Below are 19,181 nucleotides of genomic sequence, written 5' to 3' on the forward strand. Positions count from 1 at the left end.
CGCAGAAACGAGCTGATTTATACGAGCCATATCCACAATAAATCAGCGCATCTAGCGAAAAAACCTTGAATGCTTTCTTTCCAGGTGCTACGATTACAGTGCGAGGGAGCGTCGTTTCGCCCCACGACAACTATGACTCAGACGTGGAGACGCATGACAGAAACGCAAGAACAATGGTATAACCGGCAGGCAATAGAGCGCTTAGCGCAACACATTCCCTTTGAACAGGATAAGGCTAGCAAGTCGGAACAGATCGAGATGTTGCGTGGCCTTGTCTTGCGCCACGGCGCGAGCATCGACCCGGAACTCTTTGGCTTTGAAGCACAGAGTGAACTCATCCGTCTCGGCCTCTGGCACCGCATAGGTCGAGAAATCACGTATAAAGACGAGGATTATCATCATGAGTAGTGGGATAATCGGTGGCACCTCCCCTTCCGCATCACGCCGTAAGCATATCGTGATTACTGGTTGCTCCAGTGGCTTTGGACGCGACAGCGCCTTTGAGCTAGCGAGACGGGGCTGGCATGTCTTCGCCACAGTACGCAAGACATGCGATCAGGAGAATCTAAATGCCGAGGCGGCACGCCTGGGATGTGCCTCCAATCTCACACCCTTGCTTTGCGATATTACCGATGAGGAACAGGTCACGGCTCTTGCTCACGATGTGGAGGCTTACCTGCGACGCGAAAGCGATGGATCGCCATGTCTGCACGCTCTGCTCAACAATGCGGGAACGGCTTATGGTGCCCCCCTCGAACTACTTCCCATCGCGGACCTGCGCTCGCAACTCGAAGTCAATGCCATCGCTCATCTAGCAGTTACCCAGGCATTCTTGCCCTATCTCAAGAACGCACGCGGCACCATCATCAATATCAGCAGTGTCGCAGGACGCTTCTCTAGTCCAATCACAGGCGCGTACTCGGCCAGCAAGTACGCGTTAGAGGCCCTTAGCGATGCTCTGCGCTTCGAGCTAAGCCCTTTCCATGTGCGCGTCGTGCTCATCGAGCCTGCTTCCAGTCCAACTAACATCTGGAACACAAGCATTGAACGCTCCCACTGGCTCGATAAGCATAAGGGCGGCTCATATGGCAAGTTACTCGCGACTTTTGAGAAGCTGGCGACACGCTCCAGTCACAAGGGTTTCCCGCCACGCTTGGTCGCTGAAACTGTCGTACGCATCCTGGCAAGCGAGAAACCACGCGCGCGTTATGTCGTCCCTCGTAGTGCAACCCTGCTAACCACGGCGCGTCGCCTCCTACCCGACCGCGCCTGGGATGCCGTTCTGCATCGTGTGCTGAACTACTGAGCAGAGAGCAATGATGCTCTCCCATTCGCGCCCGGCGCTTCTCTTGTTAAAAAAGCGTAACCGGGCCACACAGGCGTGGTCGTAGACTGACTATTGCAGTGCTTGATTGTGATTGATGTGCTATCATAAAAGCAACCAACCACAGTATGGATGTGCCTGCCAAAAGCGGCTCTGCCTCTACACCTGTCATCAATAATCTATACATAGACATACCTGAAAGGGGTTCTACACCTATGCTCAAAGATACATTGCTGTATCTGGCACAGAATCAGCGCATGCGTGATTTCGTTGTGCATAACCGTGCCACACGCAGTGTCTCACGCCGTTTTGTCGCGGGCGAAACACTTGAAGACGCAATCCTTACTACTCGCAAACTCAATCAACGTGGCAATCCAGTCGCGCTCGACTTTCTTGGCGAGAATGTCTTTCAGGAAAGCGAGGCCCACGAAGCCACGCGCAACTATATCGCGGCACTTAATCTCATTAAGCAGACTGGCACCAACGCCAATATTTCTATCAAGCTGACCGCTCTTGGACTAGACATCTCAAAAGAGCTCTGTGAGGAAAATTTAGACGCAATTCTCACCCAGGCACGCGAGTATGGCATCTTCGTCTGCATCGATATGGAAGCATCAAACTACACTGGTCAGACAGTAGCAATGGCTCTCAAAGCTCGCCAGAAGTTTGAGCAGGTGGGTACAGTTATTCAGTCATATCTGTATCGTAGCAAGGACGATATCGAAGAACTTATCAAACAGAATGTACGTGTCCGCATCGTAAAGGGTGCATACAAAGAGCCACCTAGCGTCGCCTTCCCCAATAAAAAAGATGTTGACGACAGCTATATCGAGATCATGAAAATGCTCCTCTCGCGCGGCAACTTCCCGGCCATCGCCACCCATGATGAGCGTATTCTTGGTCTGGCACGGATGTATGTGCGCGATCATGGCATCGCACCCGATACCTTCGAATTCCAGATGCTCTATGGTATCCGTAACGACCTTCAGTCCAAACTGGTCAAGGAAGGCTTCAACGTTCGCGTCTATGTGCCCTATGGTGCTCAGTGGTACCCCTACCTGATGCGCCGTATGGCTGAGCGGCCCGCGAACCTGATGTTCGTCGTGAGCGGCTCTATGCGCGGCTAAGCTAATCCTTATCTCACAAGACAGGAGAAAGAAGTACATTGACACACGATACCCAGACAGCCTATGCCATCGCGGTTGGCGTCGCGGACGTGCGCCGCGACCCCGATCCCACATCCGAACAGGTGACACAAGCCCTGCTGAATATGCCCGCGACCGCCGAACGCAGTGAGGGTGAGTGGACCTATGTTCAGCTTGCCGACTACGCGGGCTGGGTGCGTAATGTACACCTAGCGGAACCAGCACGCAAGGGCTTCACGAAAGTTGGCGAAGGATGCGCGACCCCGCTAGACCTTGTTGCCGTCGTCACCGTGACACGCACCCCTCTCTATGATGCGTTTGAGGGTGATGGGCAGCAAGGGAATGCCTATCTCTCAACAGTTCTCCCCCTGCTCGATGACACTCACGCCACACGCGTGCGCGTGGCTCTGCCCGGCGAGAGTGAAGCATGGCTTGAACGCAAAGCGGTAACGATCCGGCGCGACGCTGAGCGCTATCCGAGGGGTACAGTACAACAGGTAATAGATTTTGCGGCTCAATTTAGCAAGGTCCCTTACCTGTGGGGTGGCAACTCTTATGAGGGTATCGATTGTAGTGGCTTTGTCCAACTTTGTTATCGCATGGGTGGCTACGACATCCCACGCGACGCTGATCAGCAGCATGACGCTTTACTACAAAGCGTGACGCGTGAAGAGATATGCGCGGGAGATCTGATTTTCTTCGGCACAAAAGCGATTACGCATGTTGGTATGGCTCTCGGTGCGAACGAGTTCATCCATGCTGAAGGACGCCAGTACAATTACGTTGTTGTCAATAGCTTCGATAAGAGAAGCCCCATTTTTAATGAGCGCCTCAACGACATCGTCTGGGCAATCAAGCGGGTCATACCAGATCATGCATAAGGCTTTTGAACATGAACTCCTCGCGCTCGGCGGAGAGGTTGCCTGCGTCGCATGGCGCAGGCAACCTCTCCATCCCGAGCCACTCTATGAGCTTCAACCATCTCTACGCTTTCCCGCAGCTAGTCTCGCCAAGCTTCCCATTCTTGCGGAGATCGCGCGGCAAGTCGCGCGCGGTCAGCTTACCTGGGAGACCCCCTATGCCGTACCGGACAGCATGCGCGTCACCAGTGATGGAGTTCTGACCGATCTCTCCTCTCAATTGCGGCCCACGTTAGCGGATGTGGCCTATCTGATGATTACGATCAGCGATAACACTGCCGCGAACATGCTTCTTGACCTGGCGGGCATGGAACAAATCAACGCCTACATGGTAGAGCTTGGTCTCCAGCAGACGCGCCTGGAGCGTCGCTTTATGGACTTTACGGCACGTCAACAGGGACGCGACAACTGGACATGCGCCGCCGACATGGCGCGCCTGCTCGCTCACTTCTGTAGCGATGATGCTCCTGAGGGCGAGCACCTGCTACGTATTCTCCTGCGCCAGAACGACTACACCATACTGCCTGCTTATTGGGAGGAAGAACTTCCCTTCGCACATAAAACTGGCGGACTGGTTGGCGTCATGCATGACGCAGGCATCCTCTATCCCCCACTAGCCCCAAGCATCCTTCGGGAGGCAGGCAAGCATCCAATCACTAACAAGGACCCACTCATCCTGGTTGCCCTGACCAACAACCAGAGAGATATCCCTCGTACCCGCTACACTCTGGCTCGCCTTGGCAAACTCATACAAGAAACATTCTAAAACCAGAATCGCTCACAAGCATTGTGATTGTGAGCGATTCTGGTTTTAGAATGTTTGTAAACTATCCAATTTCCTGGCATGATACAATAAGGTCAATCTTATTTGAGGGAGGAATACATGCCCGTTATTGGCCTTAATGGCAGCAAGCCACATATCGCGAAGAATGTCTTTATCGCGCCCGGTGCTATGATTATCGGAGATGTAACCATTCAAGAAGGCGCAAGCATCTGGTACAACGCAGTCATTCGAGGGGATACAGCACCCATCATCATCGGACCTCGCACCAACATTCAGGATAACTGCACATTACATGTTGACGCTGACGCACCTCTTACTATTGGCGCGGACTGCACCATTGGGCATAACGCTGTAGTTCATGGTGCAACACTTGAGGATCATGTGCTGGTGGGCATGCATGCAACAATCCTTTCGCATGCGCGTATTGGCGCGGAGACGATAATTGGCGCGCAAGCCCTTGTCAGCGAGCATAAGGAGATTCCAGGTAGCACTCTGGCTCTGGGCATTCCGGCAAAGGTTGTACGTCCGCTCAAAGCCGAGGAGTATGCCCAGATACGCAGTAGCGCGGTCCATTACGGAGAGCGGGCTCGCCAACATAAGCAAGCCATAGAAAGCGCTAAACTCTAAAACCGCTAAGACTGGGTCAGGATGTCATAGAGCCGTGAAATCTCACTCTTACGCAACCTGACGGGGCCAGTGCCAGAAAAGATTTCGATGTGAGCGTATGGCCCCTTACCAACGTGCTCAGTCTCAAACTCGTTCTCAATCGATGAGATACCGGAATGCATTTTGTCAACAATAAAGGAGGTAGTCCCAGGCAACGCAACGCTCACAGTTCCGACATCAGAATGAAAGGCATACATTCCCCTGGGGTCCATATCGCCACTAAACGCCACCATACCTGTATTACTATTCATACTCACTTTACCGCTTAAAATTGTATCAGCCACAAAGACGGTTCCCGCACCCGCGTCTAACTCGGTGCCATCTGTAAGTAATGAGTTAGTAATAGTGATTGATTCCGAACCAGTCCTGATACGAGCCCGCCCTTGAAGACCATCTAGAGCGATATCACCTGCTCGCATAGTCAGGTTAATATTCACGGTCGAAGGGACACTAATATCCAAGTCGACTCCAGCCCAGCCTAGATGAATAGGCCCCTCGGAGCCTCCTTGGTTAATCTGCAAAGTATTACCGCTTTGGACGATTTTTACCCATACATCGCTCGTTGCGCCAAACGCGCCGAAATACTTTGTGCCAGTAATGCTGACACCTGTTCCCCCACCACGATGAATGCGCACCGAGCCAGTTTCGAGTGTCATATTCAGGCTCGCTTCTCGTGGGTGGTCCAGAAAATAGGTTGTTGTCTCCAATGGTGCTGTACGCGCGAAGCTGCGCGTTGCGCCAATAGCAAGCAATACAGCTCCCATCAGCACGCAAGATATTACCACGATCAACTTACGCCAATCGCGCTTCCCTCGCTGCTTGCTCACAAATAAAATCCTCCTTGACCAACCTTCACCCTCGCCACTTTGGAGTAGCTCGCGAGGTTAAGGGTATGTGGTGTAACGCTATTGTTCGCCAACGTTACACTACATACCCGAATCATGCTTGGAGAAGGGAAAAGGCTGCACGCGCCATATCCCTAACCTATAAAATTTAATTTATGCCTGCTGTTCCTGTGCCTTGGCAAGCTTGTTCTGGTTATGTTTCGCCATCGGTAAGCGCCAGATAAAGAGCGCGACCAGGTTGGTTAGCAAAGTCACAATAGCAAAGCTAACAGGTGGTGGCTTTTGCGTCTCGAAGACGCTACGCAATAGGAGTGCTCCTACACACGCAACCAGCCAGGCCAGAGCAGTGCGCGTCGCCATGCGCCCTGGTTTCGACGCCAGATCCCGACGGAAGACGCCAAAAAAGGGTGAGAGAACAAACCATGCCAGCGCCACCGGCCAGGTCACACGAAGGAGATTGGCTGGCTCCAAAGTTTCACCATGACTATTCAACCCGATCACGCCTACAATCAAGAAGGCAATCAGGTCGCCGAGGCCCATGTTAATGATATGTCCCACCCGGGAACGCTCCACTGGAGTAGATGGCACGGAATCGATGGTAGGCTTTTGCTGTCGCGTTGCTTTGACTTTCATAATACATTCCTGTCTTTTTGGTTAGCTCCTTATTTGAAAACCTGAGCGCGGATGCGCTAGCCGCGACAGCGGCGTTGGTTTTCGTAGAAGACCTTAGCTCCTTATTTGAAAACCTGAGCGCGGATGCGCTAGCCGCAACTCCCATTCGTGGGCACGGCAGCGGCGATAGTTTTCTTACGAAGACCTGACCTGAGTATCAAACGAGAAGGAGAGAAGAGAGGTCACTTCATGACCTCCTCTATACCCTGTGCTCCTATTCAGCATCCTCACGCTCCTGCTGCTCGCGAACCATCTCCTCAACAACCGCCAGTTCGGCCTGAACCCCACGCATACGCAAGGCAATAACAATGAGGTATATGAACAGGATAAGTATGGCTGCTATATAGGCTATAGCCAGATAGGTAAAACCAGACATGGAAATTTTCCTTCTCCCTTCCTAAGAAACCATCGCCCGAAGGCGCTGGGCCAGCGTCTGCGCTCGCTGCAAGAAATAGACCTGACGCGCTAGAAAGATAAACAAGAACGTAAAAGCGATCATCGCGACGAACATAGTCGCCAGCGCCGAGGGAGGCAGACCCGCGTCGGGATTACCAATCTGCTGTGTAGGATGCTGCCCCCGCCACCAGTTGACTGAGAGATAGATAATCGGCACATCGACCGCGCCAACTAACGCCATGACCGCGCCCGCGCGCTGGCTATCCTGCGTACGACCCATATAGTTGCGCAACATCAGGTAGCCAACATACATAAACCAGAGAATCAACGTTGCTGTTAGCTTAGGATCCCAGACCCACCACGTGCCCCAGATTGGGCGGCCCCAAACCGCGCCAGTGAGCAGGGCAATAGTAATAAAGACAGTCCCAATCTCAGCGTTGGCGCGTGCGATCCAGTCCCAACGCTCATCCTTTTTCACCAGGCAGATGATACTGGCGACCGCCAGTACGATAAACGCCAACATGCCCAGCCACGCGCAGGCCACATGCAGATACAGAATACGCTGTGCGTCCTTCTGTAAGGCATCCTCTGGCGCGTAGAAAAAGGTCATCCACGACGACAATGCCAGCCCAATCAGCGATAATGCGCCAAAGATATAATCGACGGGAGCTAGACCACGCTGCGCCCCAATCTTCCTCTCACGCATCACATCCACCTCTCGCTTCGCTATAGCCATACTTTTATTATTCCTCTACGACAAACTGGAACGTGAGCATTGACACGCCCAGGAAGATGACGTCAAACACGATAATTAAACCTAGCCACGGCGGCTCATGTGTCTGGAGCGCGATCAGGTTCTCTGTCAGACGTATCGCGCCAATGACCACTGGAACAATCAAGGGAAAGACCAGGATTGGCAATAGAACTGCGCGGGCCCTGGTCGCCGAGGCGATAGCCGCAAAGAGTGTTCCTACACTGGCAATGCCAACTGTTCCCAGAAAGACGATCCATAGTAATTGGAACAGCGCCCACTCACCGCCGAGCAGGTGCACATTAAACAGGACAATATAAATTGGCAAAGCTACCAGTTCTACCACACCAATAAATAGCAAATTCCCCAATAATTTCGCAAGATAGATTGCTCTCCGGTTAACCGGGCAGAGCAAGAGTCGATCTAGCGAGCCATGTTCACGCTCAGAACCAAGCGTGCGCTCCAAACCAAGCATACTGGCGAAGATAAAGGAGACCCATAGCGCGCCCGGCGCTACCGCTGCTTTATTATCCACTCGCAGGTCAAAGGCAAAATTAAAGATCACTAAGACAAGCAGGGCAAAAAGGCCCATGCTTAGCCATGTTTGCGTACTTCGGAGTTCGCAGCGAATGTCCTTCCAGAGTAGCGCGCCAACTTGTATCCAGAACTCTTTGATTTCAGCCAACATCGTTAGCCCACCACCTCTTGATAAACCTGCCGCAACGTTTCGAGACTGGTCTCTTCACTCTCACAGCGTCTCGCGATACGCCCACGCGCCAGCAACACAATCCGATCACTGAGCGCCTGCGCTCGCTCAAGCTGATGGGTAATAAAGATAGCGCTACCGCTACGCTCAATATGCTCATCCAGTAGCTTGTCAATCAGGACCAACCCCTGCTGATCCAATCCTGTATCGGGCTCGTCTAGCAACAACAGATCAGGCTGATGCAAGAGCGCCCTGGCCCAACTCAAGCGTTGTAGTTGTCCGCGCGAAAATGTTCCAACACGCTCACGTGCATACTTTTCTAGCCCCACACGATTCAGCCAGGTCAGCGCCCGCTCTCGCCCCTCCGGAACGCTATACATGCGCGCGAAGAACTCCAGATTCTCGCGCGCTGTCAGTTCCTCATAGAGGTAGGATTGATGACCAACGAAACCGATCAGGCGGCGCACCTCCTGTACATCCCGCGCACAGTTCCACCCATAGAGATGCACAGAGCCCGCACTTGGCTTCGCCAGGCAAGCCAGGATACGCAACAATGTTGTTTTACCAGCGCCATTAGCACCCAGCAAAGCTACGCGCTCGCCCGCGCGTACCTGAAGATCGATACCACGCAGAATAGGCTTGAAACCATAGCTCTTCTTCAAATCCTGAATTTCGACAGCGACAGGCGCGCTGGTCATCGGCTCGCCGCCTCCCGCTCACGCATAATCGTACGCAGGCGCGCCTTGGTCTTGTTGCGCTTCTCCTCATAGGTACTTTTGCTGATCTCTTTGGCGTCATACGCCTTGTCAAGCTCTAGCAACTCTTTCAACAGAGCCTTCTCTTTCTTGTCCCGGGAATCCTCCTCCTCCTCTTCCGCACGCTTCGCCTGTTTCCCCTTCGCGCTTCCCTTAGACTTGGCTGGCTTGCGCGTATCTTCTTCCAGGCCAAGCTTGATGCGCACGACGCGTATAATATTCCAGGCCAGAATCACGACAGCCAGCAGAACAATTATACCGACAATCAGCCACAGATTATTCAGGCTCGCAATGGAAAAGCCCGAATTCTTTGTATTGGAAAGGCTCTCCGTAGCCTGGGGCAAGCCCTCGACCTTAAAGAGTAACTGGCGATCCTTGACCAGATTAGTCGCGTTATACAGGTTATAGGGATGATCGGCGTTATTGATAACGCCCTTGGGGGTTGCGTCCGCGCTACTGACATGCATCTGCGTGGGCACCATAAAGGAAATGTCAAGCGTGGGATACATGGCCTTGTAGTCGAAGTTCAGACTATTGCCGCTATAGGGAACTTCAAAGTTAAAGGAGAACTCGCTATCACCGGGGAGAACAGCAGCGTCACTGGCGAAACCATTCGCAGCCTGGATGGCACGATAGCCATCGAAGCCCTTCTTCAACGAGATAGCGCGTGCGCCCGCTGGCAGCGGGAAAAAGAGCGCCTTTGGTCGGCCCTGCGAGGCATCCAGCGAACCAACAAAGGCTCTCCCATCCAGATTCTTGAAGGCAAAGATTTCGGAGACGCTCAGAACATTGCGCTTGGCATCCACACCCTGTACCAGGACAGTCGACTCGATAACGGCCATTTTCGAACTATCAGAGGTCGCATCATACACTGTCAGATCGGCCTGCTGTTGCGACTGGTTGACCAGAGAGAGGCGATCAGTTGAGTAGTTCGCATTCTGGTACTTGATATAGACAGCAAACGTTAGCGTCTTGTCGTTTGACAGATTAGGAAAGTTATAGTTGCCACCCGCGTCAGTTACCGCTGTCTGAGCATCCTTTGAGCTATCCCCCTGCGCGATCTGAAGGGTTACAGTCTGCCCCGCCATAGGCTGTTTCGTAGTACCATTAAGCAGTTTGCCATATACGCGCCCGGTCCCACCAGCGTATGTATGCGCAGAAACAGGCATCCAGGTAAAAATGCCGCATAACAGCACGGCTAGTAGTAGCGCACCTCCCGCCCTCCAGAGTATACGCGATAGATTGTAGAACGGTGCCGGGGAATAAGCGCTCATCATGCTCACTTCCTCTTTCCTCACCTGCATAAAGCTACTTCGCATCTTATTCGCTTTCTTTCTCCTGCTCGCGCATCGTGCGCAACTGCTCTTCAATTCTCTCATCTATGGCTTGCTCTTCATCATGGCGCGCTTTAAGCGCGACAAGGGCTCGGCGCATATAGCGCTCACGCATTGTCTGATAATCTGGCTCATCGATATTCCCTAGCTGATAATCAAGCTCTACCTCCTGTAGAGCCGTCTTTGCCGCGACCTCTTGCTCAGTTGTGCTGGCATCGGGTTTCAGCTCAGGCTTCTGAACAGAATCGGGCGCGCTTTCAGTTTGCAAGGCAGGGACACCCTTCAAAAGTGGATACGCGACAAATGCCAGGGCCAATAAGGCCAGGATAATTGCGATACTAATAGCCATTAGAGCGCCTCCATCTGTGTGCCAGGGCCAGATTTTTCTCGCTTCTCATTCACACGTGGACGAAAGAGTATATCATCAGCCGCCAACTCATCTTCTAGCAATGCCTGATAACGTTCGCGCTCCTTATCGTCCAGCATATCCACCTCGCGCTTTGCCTTCACAGGCACATGTGTCTGGGCTTGCCGCTTCCAATCGCGGAGCGTCAAATAAACCAGCCCGCAGCCCCCCAAAATTAGTAACAGTGGTACCAACCAGGAGAAGAGCGCGAAGCCCTGAATCTGAGGCGATAATAGAATATCTTCGCCATAATGATCGCGAAAATAATTCAATACATCCTGCTCTGACTTCCCCGACTGCAATTGCTGGCGCACCTGGGAGCGCATCTGGCGCGCCAAGTCAGCCTTGGAGTCCGCTATCGATTCTCCCTGGCAAACGGGACACTTGATCTGGCTCGCGACTTCTTGAACGCGCTGATCCAATGTTTGGTTACGCTCCGCATTGATGTAGGATATAGACCAGGCAGCCAGCACCAACGCGACCAGAGCCAGAAAGAGATAGAGTGTGCTTCGAGGTTTCAGCCGACTCATGCCACCACTCCCTTATCCTCGACCAGAGCGCTCGTCTTGGGCAGGCTTGTACTTCTGCGACCATAAACAACGCGCTTGCGCGCCTCAGGCCACCAGCAGAGTACACCACCCAGCAACATCAACATCCCCCCCCACCAGACAAGCGGTACCAGTGGATTGACAAAAATGCGAATGGTAGCTTGTGACGGCCCCTGCCAGTCACCCAGGAAGACGTACAGGTCGGTCAGGCCAAAAGTGCTGATGGAGATCTGGCTCGCGGGCTGGTCATCGAAATTCTTGTACATCGTACGTCCTGGGTAGATATAGCTTAGCAGTGAGCCATTCTGCCAGATTTGCATCTGCGACGTGACGCTCTGCTGGTCATCGCCATAGCTCTGCAAGTTCCCTAGATACACAAAGCGATAGCCACCCAGCTCCGCTTCCTGCCCGCTCTTAAGCGTGACATCTTTCTGTATTTGGAAGAAGTGTGATCCAACCACACCCAGAGCCAGGAAAACGAGTCCCAGGTGCACAATATAGCCACCATAACGCTGTCGATAGCGCTTGAAGAGCATATATACAGCCTTAACATAGGGCTCGCCATGCGCATGACGCACGCGAGCTCCACGCCAGAGCTCATAGAGGATCGCCATACCTGTAAAGGCACACACTGAGAAGCCAATATTCGCCAGTACGTTCGTCACACCCAACAGCGGCAGAATCACCGCACAAATCGCCGCCAGAATAGCAGGCACACTTAGATTACGCCAGAGAGCATTGAGCGATGTCCGTCGCCACGCCAGCAGTGGTCCCACACCCATCGCCAGAATCAGCACAGCGAAAAGTGGGCCATTCACCGAATTATAGAAGGGCGCACCAACTGTCATAGTCTGCTTGCGAATAGTCTGCGAGATCAAAGGGAAGAGCGTTCCCCACAGCGTCGCGAAAGTAATGCCGAGCAGCATTAAGTTATTCAGCAGGAACACCCCTTCACGCGACACCACCGAGTCAAACTCCTGCTCCGCCTTAAGCTTCGGCAAGCGGAAGAAGAAGAGTCCAATAGAGAAGAGGATAATGACTGCCAGGAAGGCGAAGAAGTACCCGCCAATATCCGAGTAGGCAAAGGAGTGAACCGAACTTATAATACCGCTACGCACCTCAAAGGTGCCAAATATGGAGAGCGCGAAAGAGGCAATCACCAGGCACATATTCCACACTTTGAGCATACCTCGCCGCTCCTGAACCATCGTCGAGTGCAGGAAGGCCGTGGAGGTCAACCAAGGCAACAAAGCGGCGTTTTCCACCGGGTCCCAGCCCCAGTAGCCACCCCATCCTAGTACATGATACGCCCACCAACTACCCAGGAGCAGCCCCCCAGTCTGAATGGTCCATGAAGCCAACGTCCAGCGACGAATTGAGCGGAGCCAGTCGTTTTTAAGCTCGCCCGAGATCAGAGCCGCAACAGCAAAGGCAAATGGCATTGCAAAGCTCATATATCCCATCAGCAGCATTGGAGGATGTACCAGCATTCCAGGATCCATAAGCAACGGATTCAAACCATTGCCGTCCTGTGGTGGGTTGAGCGTACGTACGAAGGGATTTGACACTGTAACGAGCACTATCAGGAAGAAGCCCTCGATAAACATCAACGTCGCCAGCACATAAGGGACCAACTTCGCGGGAGCGCGCCACGAGGTAAAAACAAAAATAGCGGAGAAGATACCTAGCATCAGCGCCCAGTAGAGCAAAGAGCCTTCCTGCCCACCATAAAAAGCCGCCGAGGTAAAATACCAGGGCATACTCAGGCTGGATTGCTCCGCCACATATTTCACTCCAAAGTCATGTGTGAGGAATGAGGCCACCAGCGCGGCGGCAGCCACAACGAGGAACCCGGCAACAACCAGGACCGCTCTCTTAGCGCTTAAGACCGCCTGTGGTAGCTCACGAACCGCCCCAACCACCGCGATTACGATGGTTAGAATGGTGAAACCCAACGCCAGCATCAGCGCGATAATACCAATATCCGAAAAGTACACTCTTGTTCCTCTGAGCAATCTCTCTAGCGTAACAACAAAGCGTCCGCGCACCCCTCCCTTCTATAATCGACAGCCAGGGGTGTTCAGTCTAGGGTTGTGTTGTTGGTGTCGCATTCTGGAACTTGGATGGGCACTTCGCCAGCAAGGTCTGAGCCTGGAAAGGTCCCTGCCCACTATAGCGTCCCTCGACAACAACCTGCACACCCGCTTTAAAAATATCCGGCACCACGCCACTATAGGCCACCTGGAGCGTCTGCGTTCCATCTACCAGCGTAAAACGAACGCTGGTATGCGCGTCATCTCGTACAATCGAGCCATCCTGTACAACGCCCGCCACACGCACTGACTGCGTGGCACAATTCGCACAGGTATGTAGTTCAGAGACAGTCATATAGTAGGCGGCATTGGTCTGGGTATTTGCGTAAACGAGATAGATAACCGCACCCAGAATCGCCAGGCCTACCAGCAGAAAGGCCAGGGGAAAACGTCTCTTACTCCGTGTTTCCAGGTTTGTATTCTTTTCTTTATGTCCATCAATCGCTATTGCAGGCGGCACGTTTCGTCCTCCTTACTCCTTATCCGAAAATCTGAGCGCGTGAGCGCTAGCCGCGACCAGCGGCGTTGGGTTTCGTATAAAACCTTAGTGCCTCTACGAAAACCTGAGCGCCAGCCACGACAACGCGTTAGGTTTCGCATAATATGTTAATTAATGAAGCGCAATTGTATTCTCGTATAGGATATTCAGTAACGCTCCAAGAATAAATACCAGAATACCCAGGGCTAACATCAACTGTGGCGCAAGCTTCGAGAAACGGGTGGTCTGCTTCGCAAGCCGACGAATATTACTTTGCCCAAGGTAAATAGCTGTAATCAGCATCGCGATGACCAGCACAACCTTCGCAATCAGGGTAGCCAGATAGGCCCAACCAAGCGTGGTCTGTGTCAGGCGGTCAACTGTTAGATAAGCTCCCGTCAGAACCATGATACCCATGCAGGCGTTGACCATACGCTTAAAGAGGCTTGCAACCTGACTCGAAATCAAAGGCGCAGGTCCACCAGCACGTAGTGCTGGCATAACAACGAGTAGGTACATAATGCTGCCACCCACCCAGGCCGCACCTGCCAAAGTGTGCGCGGCACGCATGATTAGATGTACAAGCATCTTCCCTCACCACTCAGGCAATACCGAGTTTCTTTAACTCGCTCTGGAGTCCCTTGGTATCCAGCGGCCCATAGCGTGCAACCACCTTACCGCTAGCGTCGATAAAGAATGTCTCGGGATAGCCGCGAATGCCATAGTTAACGCCAGTATCCCCATTCAATGTATCCTGCACGTTCGTATACGACAGCCCATACTTCTGTAGGAACTTGTGCGCGTCACTCGATGGCTCATTGGAATCAACTCCAAGCATCACTACCCCTTTTGACTGTACCTGCTGCCAAGTCTTACTCAGCAAAGGTGCCTCGGCCTGACAAGGCTCACACCAGGAGGCCCAGAAGTTGAGCAATACTGGCTTCCCCTTGAAGTCAGACAAATGCACGGTTTTACCATCACTTAAAGAGGAGAGGGTAAAATCGGGCGCAGTCTTACCTATCAAGGGACTGGTCATTGCTCCTGTCGTGGTATTGCTCGAAGCCGTATTCTTCGCGCCAGAGGCCGGTGTTAGCAGTTGAGTGAAGAGTAGGGCAAGCAAAGCGATATTGATAACAGTTACCACGCTAAAGGTAATGATGCGCCTACGCCTTTTGCGCCCCTCCATCGCCTTGTCAACATATTCCTCTGGCATCGCGGTGTCGGCTAGCTTTATGTTTTCAGATGCCATGTGTTTACTCTCAAAGGTCCAAACTAAAAATAGACTATTTCTTGTTTCCAGGTTGCCTTCTCATTTACAATCGGCAATCTGGCTCAGGATATAATATCAGAACAGATTATGGTGCTTGATCCTGATAGGCAACTAACATTCCATGAAAGTGACCTTACAATGGCCTGAACATCTATAGCCAGCAACATCCTCCATTAATACTCAAGCTCTCATCTTACAGCACATGCAAAAAGGCAGGGTATGGGCGATGCTGATCTATAAACAGGAACACCACCCATACGCTGCCTCACGGAAAACAAGAAAGTGGTTCGCAAGCAGAACACACTATGCAGTCATGGTCGCGGCTTTATTCTGCTTGTACTCGCTGAAAAGCGAAACCATAGCGTTGTTGAAAGCTGGTAAATCTTGTGGACTGCGGCTCGTAACCAGATTGCGGTCACGTACCATCTCCTTATCCTCCCAATTGCTACCCGAATTGCGCAGATCATCCTGAATAGTGTAGTAGCTAGTCAAGGTACGTCCCTTCGTAATACCAGAAGAAATCAAAACCCAGGGAGCGTGGCAGATCGCCGCAATGGGTCGGTTACTTTGATCGAATTTCTGCACGAATTCGCGAGCTCTGGGTTCCATACGCAATTTATCGGCATTGATTGCACCACCCGGAAGCATCAGACCCTCGAAATCGTCCGGGCTAGCTTGATCCAGGGTCATATCAACAGGGAAAGGATCAGCTTTGATATCGTGGTTCATCCCCTGGACCTGACCGCCTTTAGGAGCAATTACAGTCACCCTGGCTCCCGCCTGCTCCAACACTTTCTTTGGTTCGGTAAACTCGACCTGTTCAAAATCGTCAAATACGATAATCGCGACACGCATACCATTAATGCCATTGCTTTGCATGATATAACCGCTCCCTTCTCTACAACATATAATTACACAGCCTTTCATGAAAAATCCTTTCAAAAAAGCTCTGTATCTTACTGCTTTTAGTAGACGTAGAGTTCACGTTTCACATATGTAATGCGTTACTCAGCGATTTAGACCGATCTAGCGCCGATCCGAAGCACAAAAAATATAAACGCGGCCCACCAGGAACCGCGTTTATATTTTTCTCAGCCTTCATTTCAGGCACTTGCTACACGTGGGGCAGGCTTTTCACCTCCCAACGTCCAGCAAAGCAAGGCAATTATTACTATAAGAAATCCCGCGACGCCGAGCGCGACCTGCATCAACAGCATACTAATAACCAACAACAGTAAGCCAGCCGCTGTGACCATGGGAAAGATACTAGGAGCTGAATGTCGACTATAAGAGGCAAGGAGAGCAGCCTCCAGATCAGCCTCTTGAGTGGCTGCCTCCACCGCGCGCGCCTGGAGCAACTGATCCATGGCTTGATGCAAAACACGCGCGTCAAAGGGTTTGGTTAAATAAGTAGTAGGTTGGGAAAGGGAATTGGCAAACTGACCTGTCGGCAAGGCGGGCGCGAATTGGCACTCGCGCTCCCAGCAAAGCACAATAGTGGGAACACCGCTCAAGCTCGGCAACGCTTGGGCTTCCTGCAACAGGCTCCAGTTACTATGAACATCGCCATCTACATCAACTACAAGCAAGTCTGGCTGCGGATCTTTTAAGGTGAGCTCTCGGCTTGCTCGCACGAACTCACTCACCTGCATGCCTCGGCTCTGTAAGCCTATAGCAATCAAGCGACGTAAGCACATATCGCTCTCGATGAGGAGAACATGTGGTTGTTCCCCTGGTGATGTGTGCATCGTGATATGCTCCTCCCAACCGCGAAGGCTCTTCGCGAACAGAACGTTTCTCTATTTTAGAGCATACCCACCCTACATTACAAGATCTTAACGACCAGGGGTATATACCTTACAGTAACCTGAATACTTTCTCTTTCTTAAATTCTCATCAGCTTATAGCCAACATCAGGGACTGTTACGATATATTTAGGGCGGCGCGAGTCAGCCTCAACCTTACGACGCAGGCGGCTGATATAGACCCAGATGAAATCGATATCGCGATTATATTCTGGTCCCCACACCTTTTCTAAAAGCAATTCATGTGTAACAACCATGCCCACATTTTGCGCCAGGACACTCAAAAGCTTATACTCAGTGCGACTCAACTGAATCGGCTTCTCGCCAACAGTCACGACATGTTGTGCATGGTCAATAACCAGATCCCCTGTCCTGAAGATCGCCTGCTGCGTAGCCTCCTCACTTGCGGGAGTGCGCCTGCGTAGAATCGCGCGAACACGTGCGAGTAACTCACGCATTCCGAAGGGTTTCAGAACAAGGTCATCGCCCCCCAGGTCAAACAACTGTACACGCTCATCCTCATCACATTCATCGCTCAACATAATCACTGGCACCTGGGAGAATTCGCGCAGGCGTTGTAATAACTCGATGCCACTCATATCAGCCAGGCGCGTCGATAGCAGTATAATATCAGGCTCCTCAAGATCAACTTGACGGAGAAACTGGATTCCGTGATTGACGGCATGTACACGGTACTGCTGCTCTTCCAGGTTTGCTCGCAGATAGCGAAGCATACGTGCATCGCCTTCAGCTAGCAACACTGAAGTTCGTCGATCCTGGCGTAGAAGCGTGGGCCGAGGCGCGCTCAGCGAACCCGTTACAGGCTCGCGTACCTCCGTCACATTTGTACGGTAAGCGCTCGGCGCGGCATCAAGTACAGGTGAGAGTGGTAGTGTAAAGTAGAAGCTCGCGCCCTGTCCCTCGCCCGCCGACTCAGCCCATATCTTGCCATTATGCGCTTCAATAGCAGAGCGAGCCGCAGCAAGCCCCAGGCCGCTTCCCGGCTGCTCATCACTTTGCGCTACGCGATAAAAGCGGTCAAAGATGTGCTCCAGGTGCTCGGACGCAATCCCCACACCTTCGTCAATCACCCCTACACGCATCTCAACATCGTTCGTCTCCACACGCACCGTCACAATTGAGTTGGGCGAGGAATAGTTCAGCGCATTGTCCAGTACATGATTGAGAGTCTGCTCGATGCGAAGCGCATCACACATCACCGGAGCAAGATCGGGCGGCACACTCAACACAAAACGATGGTAGGGAGCTTGCTTCTGCCAGCGTGTCACCAATTGGCTCAGTAGTTCCGGCATCTGCACCTGCGTCAGGCGCAGCGGTTGCATGCCCGCATCCAGACGCCACACATCTAGCAGTGTATTCAACACATCATACAGGCGGTCAGACTGCGTATCGATCATCTGCAACATCTCGCGTTGCATCGCTGGGTCCCAACGCGCCGAACTGCCAAGCAGTGTCGTCGCACAACCCTTAATCACCGCCAGGGGAGTTTTCAATTCGTGGGCCGCGCGTGCCAGGGTCTCTCCCTGAGCTTCCTGGGCCGAACGCTCTAGCGTAATATCATCGAAGAGCAAACCCCGACCCAGAAGGGAGCCCCGCCGATCATGAACGGGGAAACTACGAATGCGCAACCAACGTACCGCCGCGTCCGCCAGAGCGACATCGGTGGCATATTCTCGTTCGGGAGAACTCCAGACGCGATCTAGTTCCACATGCGCCACACGCCGGTCGGCAGCGATATCGAGCAAGTGCTCGCGCACATCAAAGTCTTGCGGCGATACCAGATCGCGCTTGCTGAGTTGGAGCAAATGTAGTGCGCTCTGATTGGTATAGATTACTCGTTGCTGATTTAAGAGCATAAAGCCACTGCTCATGCTTGCGCATACCTCTGAGAGAATATGATACTCTCGCGTAAATGCAGTTGGCACGATGTCTAAAGCTTGCATCGACAGTGAGCTATGCGGCACCGAGGCTGTTTCGTCTTCTGTCCACCAACCATTGTGGGTCATATATCGCGCATCTCCCAGGGCGGGTTCCGATCAGAGCCCCTCACCCGTCTGCTTCCTCCTTAGTACGAAAATCCGAACACAATAGCGCTAGCTACGGTGCTAATTTTCACATAGGAGCATACTAGTGGCATATTTAGGTTAGAAAGGTTTATAGATAGTCTGGCATTTTTGGTGATTGCTCATATTGTAGCAAAAATATGCAATCCTGCCAGGAGAATAGGAGAAAGAGAGCAGATAGATAACCATCATTGTTTGC

The 19,181-nt window shown here is 52.4% G+C and carries 22 protein-coding genes; 6 read left to right on the plus strand and 16 right to left on the minus strand.

Annotation, left to right across the window (positions count from 1 at the left end; genetic code table 11):
- The first annotated feature begins 153 nt into the window (after nt 1-153).
- The 6 genes from K3T82_RS09055 to K3T82_RS09080 all read left to right on the plus strand — a co-directional run bounded on the left by K3T82_RS09055 (nt 154) and on the right by K3T82_RS09080 (nt 4,800).
- Nucleotides 154-408, plus strand: a complete 255-nt coding sequence (locus tag K3T82_RS09055; RefSeq protein ID WP_220193149.1) for a type 1 glutamine amidotransferase family protein — start codon at nt 154-156, stop codon at nt 406-408.
- The gene (locus K3T82_RS09060) at nt 401-1,306 is read left to right on the plus strand and encodes an SDR family NAD(P)-dependent oxidoreductase (protein ID WP_220193150.1); all 906 of its coding nucleotides are present in this window, start codon (nt 401-403) and stop codon (nt 1,304-1,306) included. Before K3T82_RS09055 ends, K3T82_RS09060 begins: the two co-directional genes overlap by 8 nt.
- Before the next feature lie 233 nt (nt 1,307-1,539).
- Nucleotides 1,540-2,451: a proline dehydrogenase family protein gene (locus K3T82_RS09065; protein WP_220193151.1), complete on the plus strand. Its 912-nt coding sequence runs from the start codon at nt 1,540-1,542 to the stop codon at nt 2,449-2,451.
- A 38-nt stretch (nt 2,452-2,489) separates the two neighbouring features.
- Complete coding sequence (locus K3T82_RS09070; RefSeq protein ID WP_220193152.1) at nt 2,490-3,350, plus strand: C40 family peptidase; 861 nt, start codon at nt 2,490-2,492, stop codon at nt 3,348-3,350.
- Nucleotides 3,343-4,155 (plus strand): serine hydrolase, encoded by an 813-nt coding sequence (locus K3T82_RS09075; RefSeq protein WP_220193153.1) that lies wholly within the window; start codon nt 3,343-3,345, stop codon nt 4,153-4,155. The genes K3T82_RS09070 and K3T82_RS09075 overlap by 8 nt, the downstream gene beginning before the upstream one ends.
- Nucleotides 4,156-4,272: 117 nt before the next feature.
- Nucleotides 4,273-4,800, plus strand: a complete 528-nt coding sequence (locus K3T82_RS09080) for a gamma carbonic anhydrase family protein (RefSeq protein ID WP_220193154.1) — start codon at nt 4,273-4,275, stop codon at nt 4,798-4,800.
- Nucleotides 4,801-4,805: 5 nt separating this feature from the next.
- On the opposite strand, the gene K3T82_RS09085 is transcribed toward K3T82_RS09080, so the two are convergent.
- From K3T82_RS09085 to K3T82_RS09160, 16 genes are all read right to left on the minus strand, one after another.
- Nucleotides 4,806-5,666: a DUF4097 family beta strand repeat-containing protein gene (locus K3T82_RS09085; RefSeq protein ID WP_220193155.1), complete on the minus strand. Its 861-nt coding sequence runs from the start codon at nt 5,664-5,666 to the stop codon at nt 4,806-4,808.
- 171 nt (nt 5,667-5,837) lie between these two features.
- Nucleotides 5,838-6,317: a DUF3054 domain-containing protein gene (locus tag K3T82_RS09090; protein WP_220193156.1), complete on the minus strand. Its 480-nt coding sequence runs from the start codon at nt 6,315-6,317 to the stop codon at nt 5,838-5,840.
- 253 nt (nt 6,318-6,570) lie between these two features.
- Nucleotides 6,571-6,732, minus strand: a complete 162-nt coding sequence (locus K3T82_RS09095) for a hypothetical protein (protein ID WP_220193157.1) — start codon at nt 6,730-6,732, stop codon at nt 6,571-6,573.
- 21 nt (nt 6,733-6,753) lie between these two features.
- Nucleotides 6,754-7,488: a cytochrome c biogenesis protein CcsA gene (ccsA, locus tag K3T82_RS09100; RefSeq protein WP_220193158.1), complete on the minus strand. Its 735-nt coding sequence runs from the start codon at nt 7,486-7,488 to the stop codon at nt 6,754-6,756.
- A 7-nt stretch (nt 7,489-7,495) separates the two neighbouring features.
- On the minus strand, nt 7,496-8,191 hold the full coding sequence (locus K3T82_RS09105; protein ID WP_220193159.1) for a heme exporter protein CcmB: 696 nt from the start codon (nt 8,189-8,191) through the stop codon (nt 7,496-7,498).
- A 2-nt stretch (nt 8,192-8,193) separates the two neighbouring features.
- Entirely contained in the window at nt 8,194-8,907 is a 714-nt protein-coding gene (ccmA, locus tag K3T82_RS09110; RefSeq protein ID WP_220193160.1) for a heme ABC exporter ATP-binding protein CcmA, read from the minus strand.
- Nucleotides 8,904-10,241 (minus strand): carboxypeptidase-like regulatory domain-containing protein, encoded by a 1,338-nt coding sequence (locus K3T82_RS09115; RefSeq protein ID WP_220193161.1) that lies wholly within the window; start codon nt 10,239-10,241, stop codon nt 8,904-8,906. Before K3T82_RS09115 ends, ccmA begins: the two co-directional genes overlap by 4 nt.
- A 43-nt stretch (nt 10,242-10,284) precedes the next feature.
- Nucleotides 10,285-10,647, minus strand: a complete 363-nt coding sequence (locus K3T82_RS09120; RefSeq protein ID WP_220193162.1) for a hypothetical protein — start codon at nt 10,645-10,647, stop codon at nt 10,285-10,287.
- Nucleotides 10,647-11,234, minus strand: a complete 588-nt coding sequence (locus K3T82_RS09125; protein ID WP_220193163.1) for a cytochrome c-type biogenesis protein — start codon at nt 11,232-11,234, stop codon at nt 10,647-10,649. Before K3T82_RS09125 ends, K3T82_RS09120 begins: the two co-directional genes overlap by 1 nt.
- The gene (locus K3T82_RS09130; protein WP_220193164.1) at nt 11,231-13,249 is read right to left on the minus strand and encodes a heme lyase CcmF/NrfE family subunit; all 2,019 of its coding nucleotides are present in this window, start codon (nt 13,247-13,249) and stop codon (nt 11,231-11,233) included. The genes K3T82_RS09125 and K3T82_RS09130 overlap by 4 nt, the downstream gene beginning before the upstream one ends.
- 88 nt (nt 13,250-13,337) lie before the next feature.
- The gene (locus K3T82_RS09135) at nt 13,338-13,805 is read right to left on the minus strand and encodes a cytochrome c maturation protein CcmE (protein ID WP_220193165.1); all 468 of its coding nucleotides are present in this window, start codon (nt 13,803-13,805) and stop codon (nt 13,338-13,340) included.
- Between the two features lie 150 nt (nt 13,806-13,955).
- Nucleotides 13,956-14,411 carry a CopD family protein gene (locus tag K3T82_RS09140; RefSeq protein ID WP_220193166.1) on the minus strand — a complete coding sequence of 152 codons (456 nt, stop codon included), beginning with the start codon at nt 14,409-14,411 and terminating at the stop codon, nt 13,956-13,958.
- 13 nt (nt 14,412-14,424) lie between these two features.
- The gene (locus K3T82_RS09145) at nt 14,425-15,072 is read right to left on the minus strand and encodes a TlpA family protein disulfide reductase (protein ID WP_220193167.1); all 648 of its coding nucleotides are present in this window, start codon (nt 15,070-15,072) and stop codon (nt 14,425-14,427) included.
- A 324-nt stretch (nt 15,073-15,396) separates the two neighbouring features.
- A complete protein-coding gene (locus tag K3T82_RS09150; RefSeq protein ID WP_220193168.1) occupies nt 15,397-15,972 on the minus strand; it encodes a type 1 glutamine amidotransferase domain-containing protein in 576 nt (191 codons plus the stop codon).
- Nucleotides 15,973-16,196: 224 nt separating this feature from the next.
- Complete coding sequence (locus tag K3T82_RS09155; protein WP_220193169.1) at nt 16,197-16,841, minus strand: response regulator; 645 nt, start codon at nt 16,839-16,841, stop codon at nt 16,197-16,199.
- A 137-nt stretch (nt 16,842-16,978) separates the two neighbouring features.
- Complete coding sequence (locus tag K3T82_RS09160) at nt 16,979-18,925, minus strand: ATP-binding protein (RefSeq protein WP_220193170.1); 1,947 nt, start codon at nt 18,923-18,925, stop codon at nt 16,979-16,981.
- Nucleotides 18,926-19,181 lie beyond the last annotated feature (256 nt).

This window comes from Ktedonospora formicarum, assembly GCF_016587355.1.
In the GTDB taxonomy this organism is placed as follows: Bacteria; Chloroflexota; Ktedonobacteria; order Ktedonobacterales; family Ktedonobacteraceae; genus Ktedonobacter; species Ktedonobacter formicarum.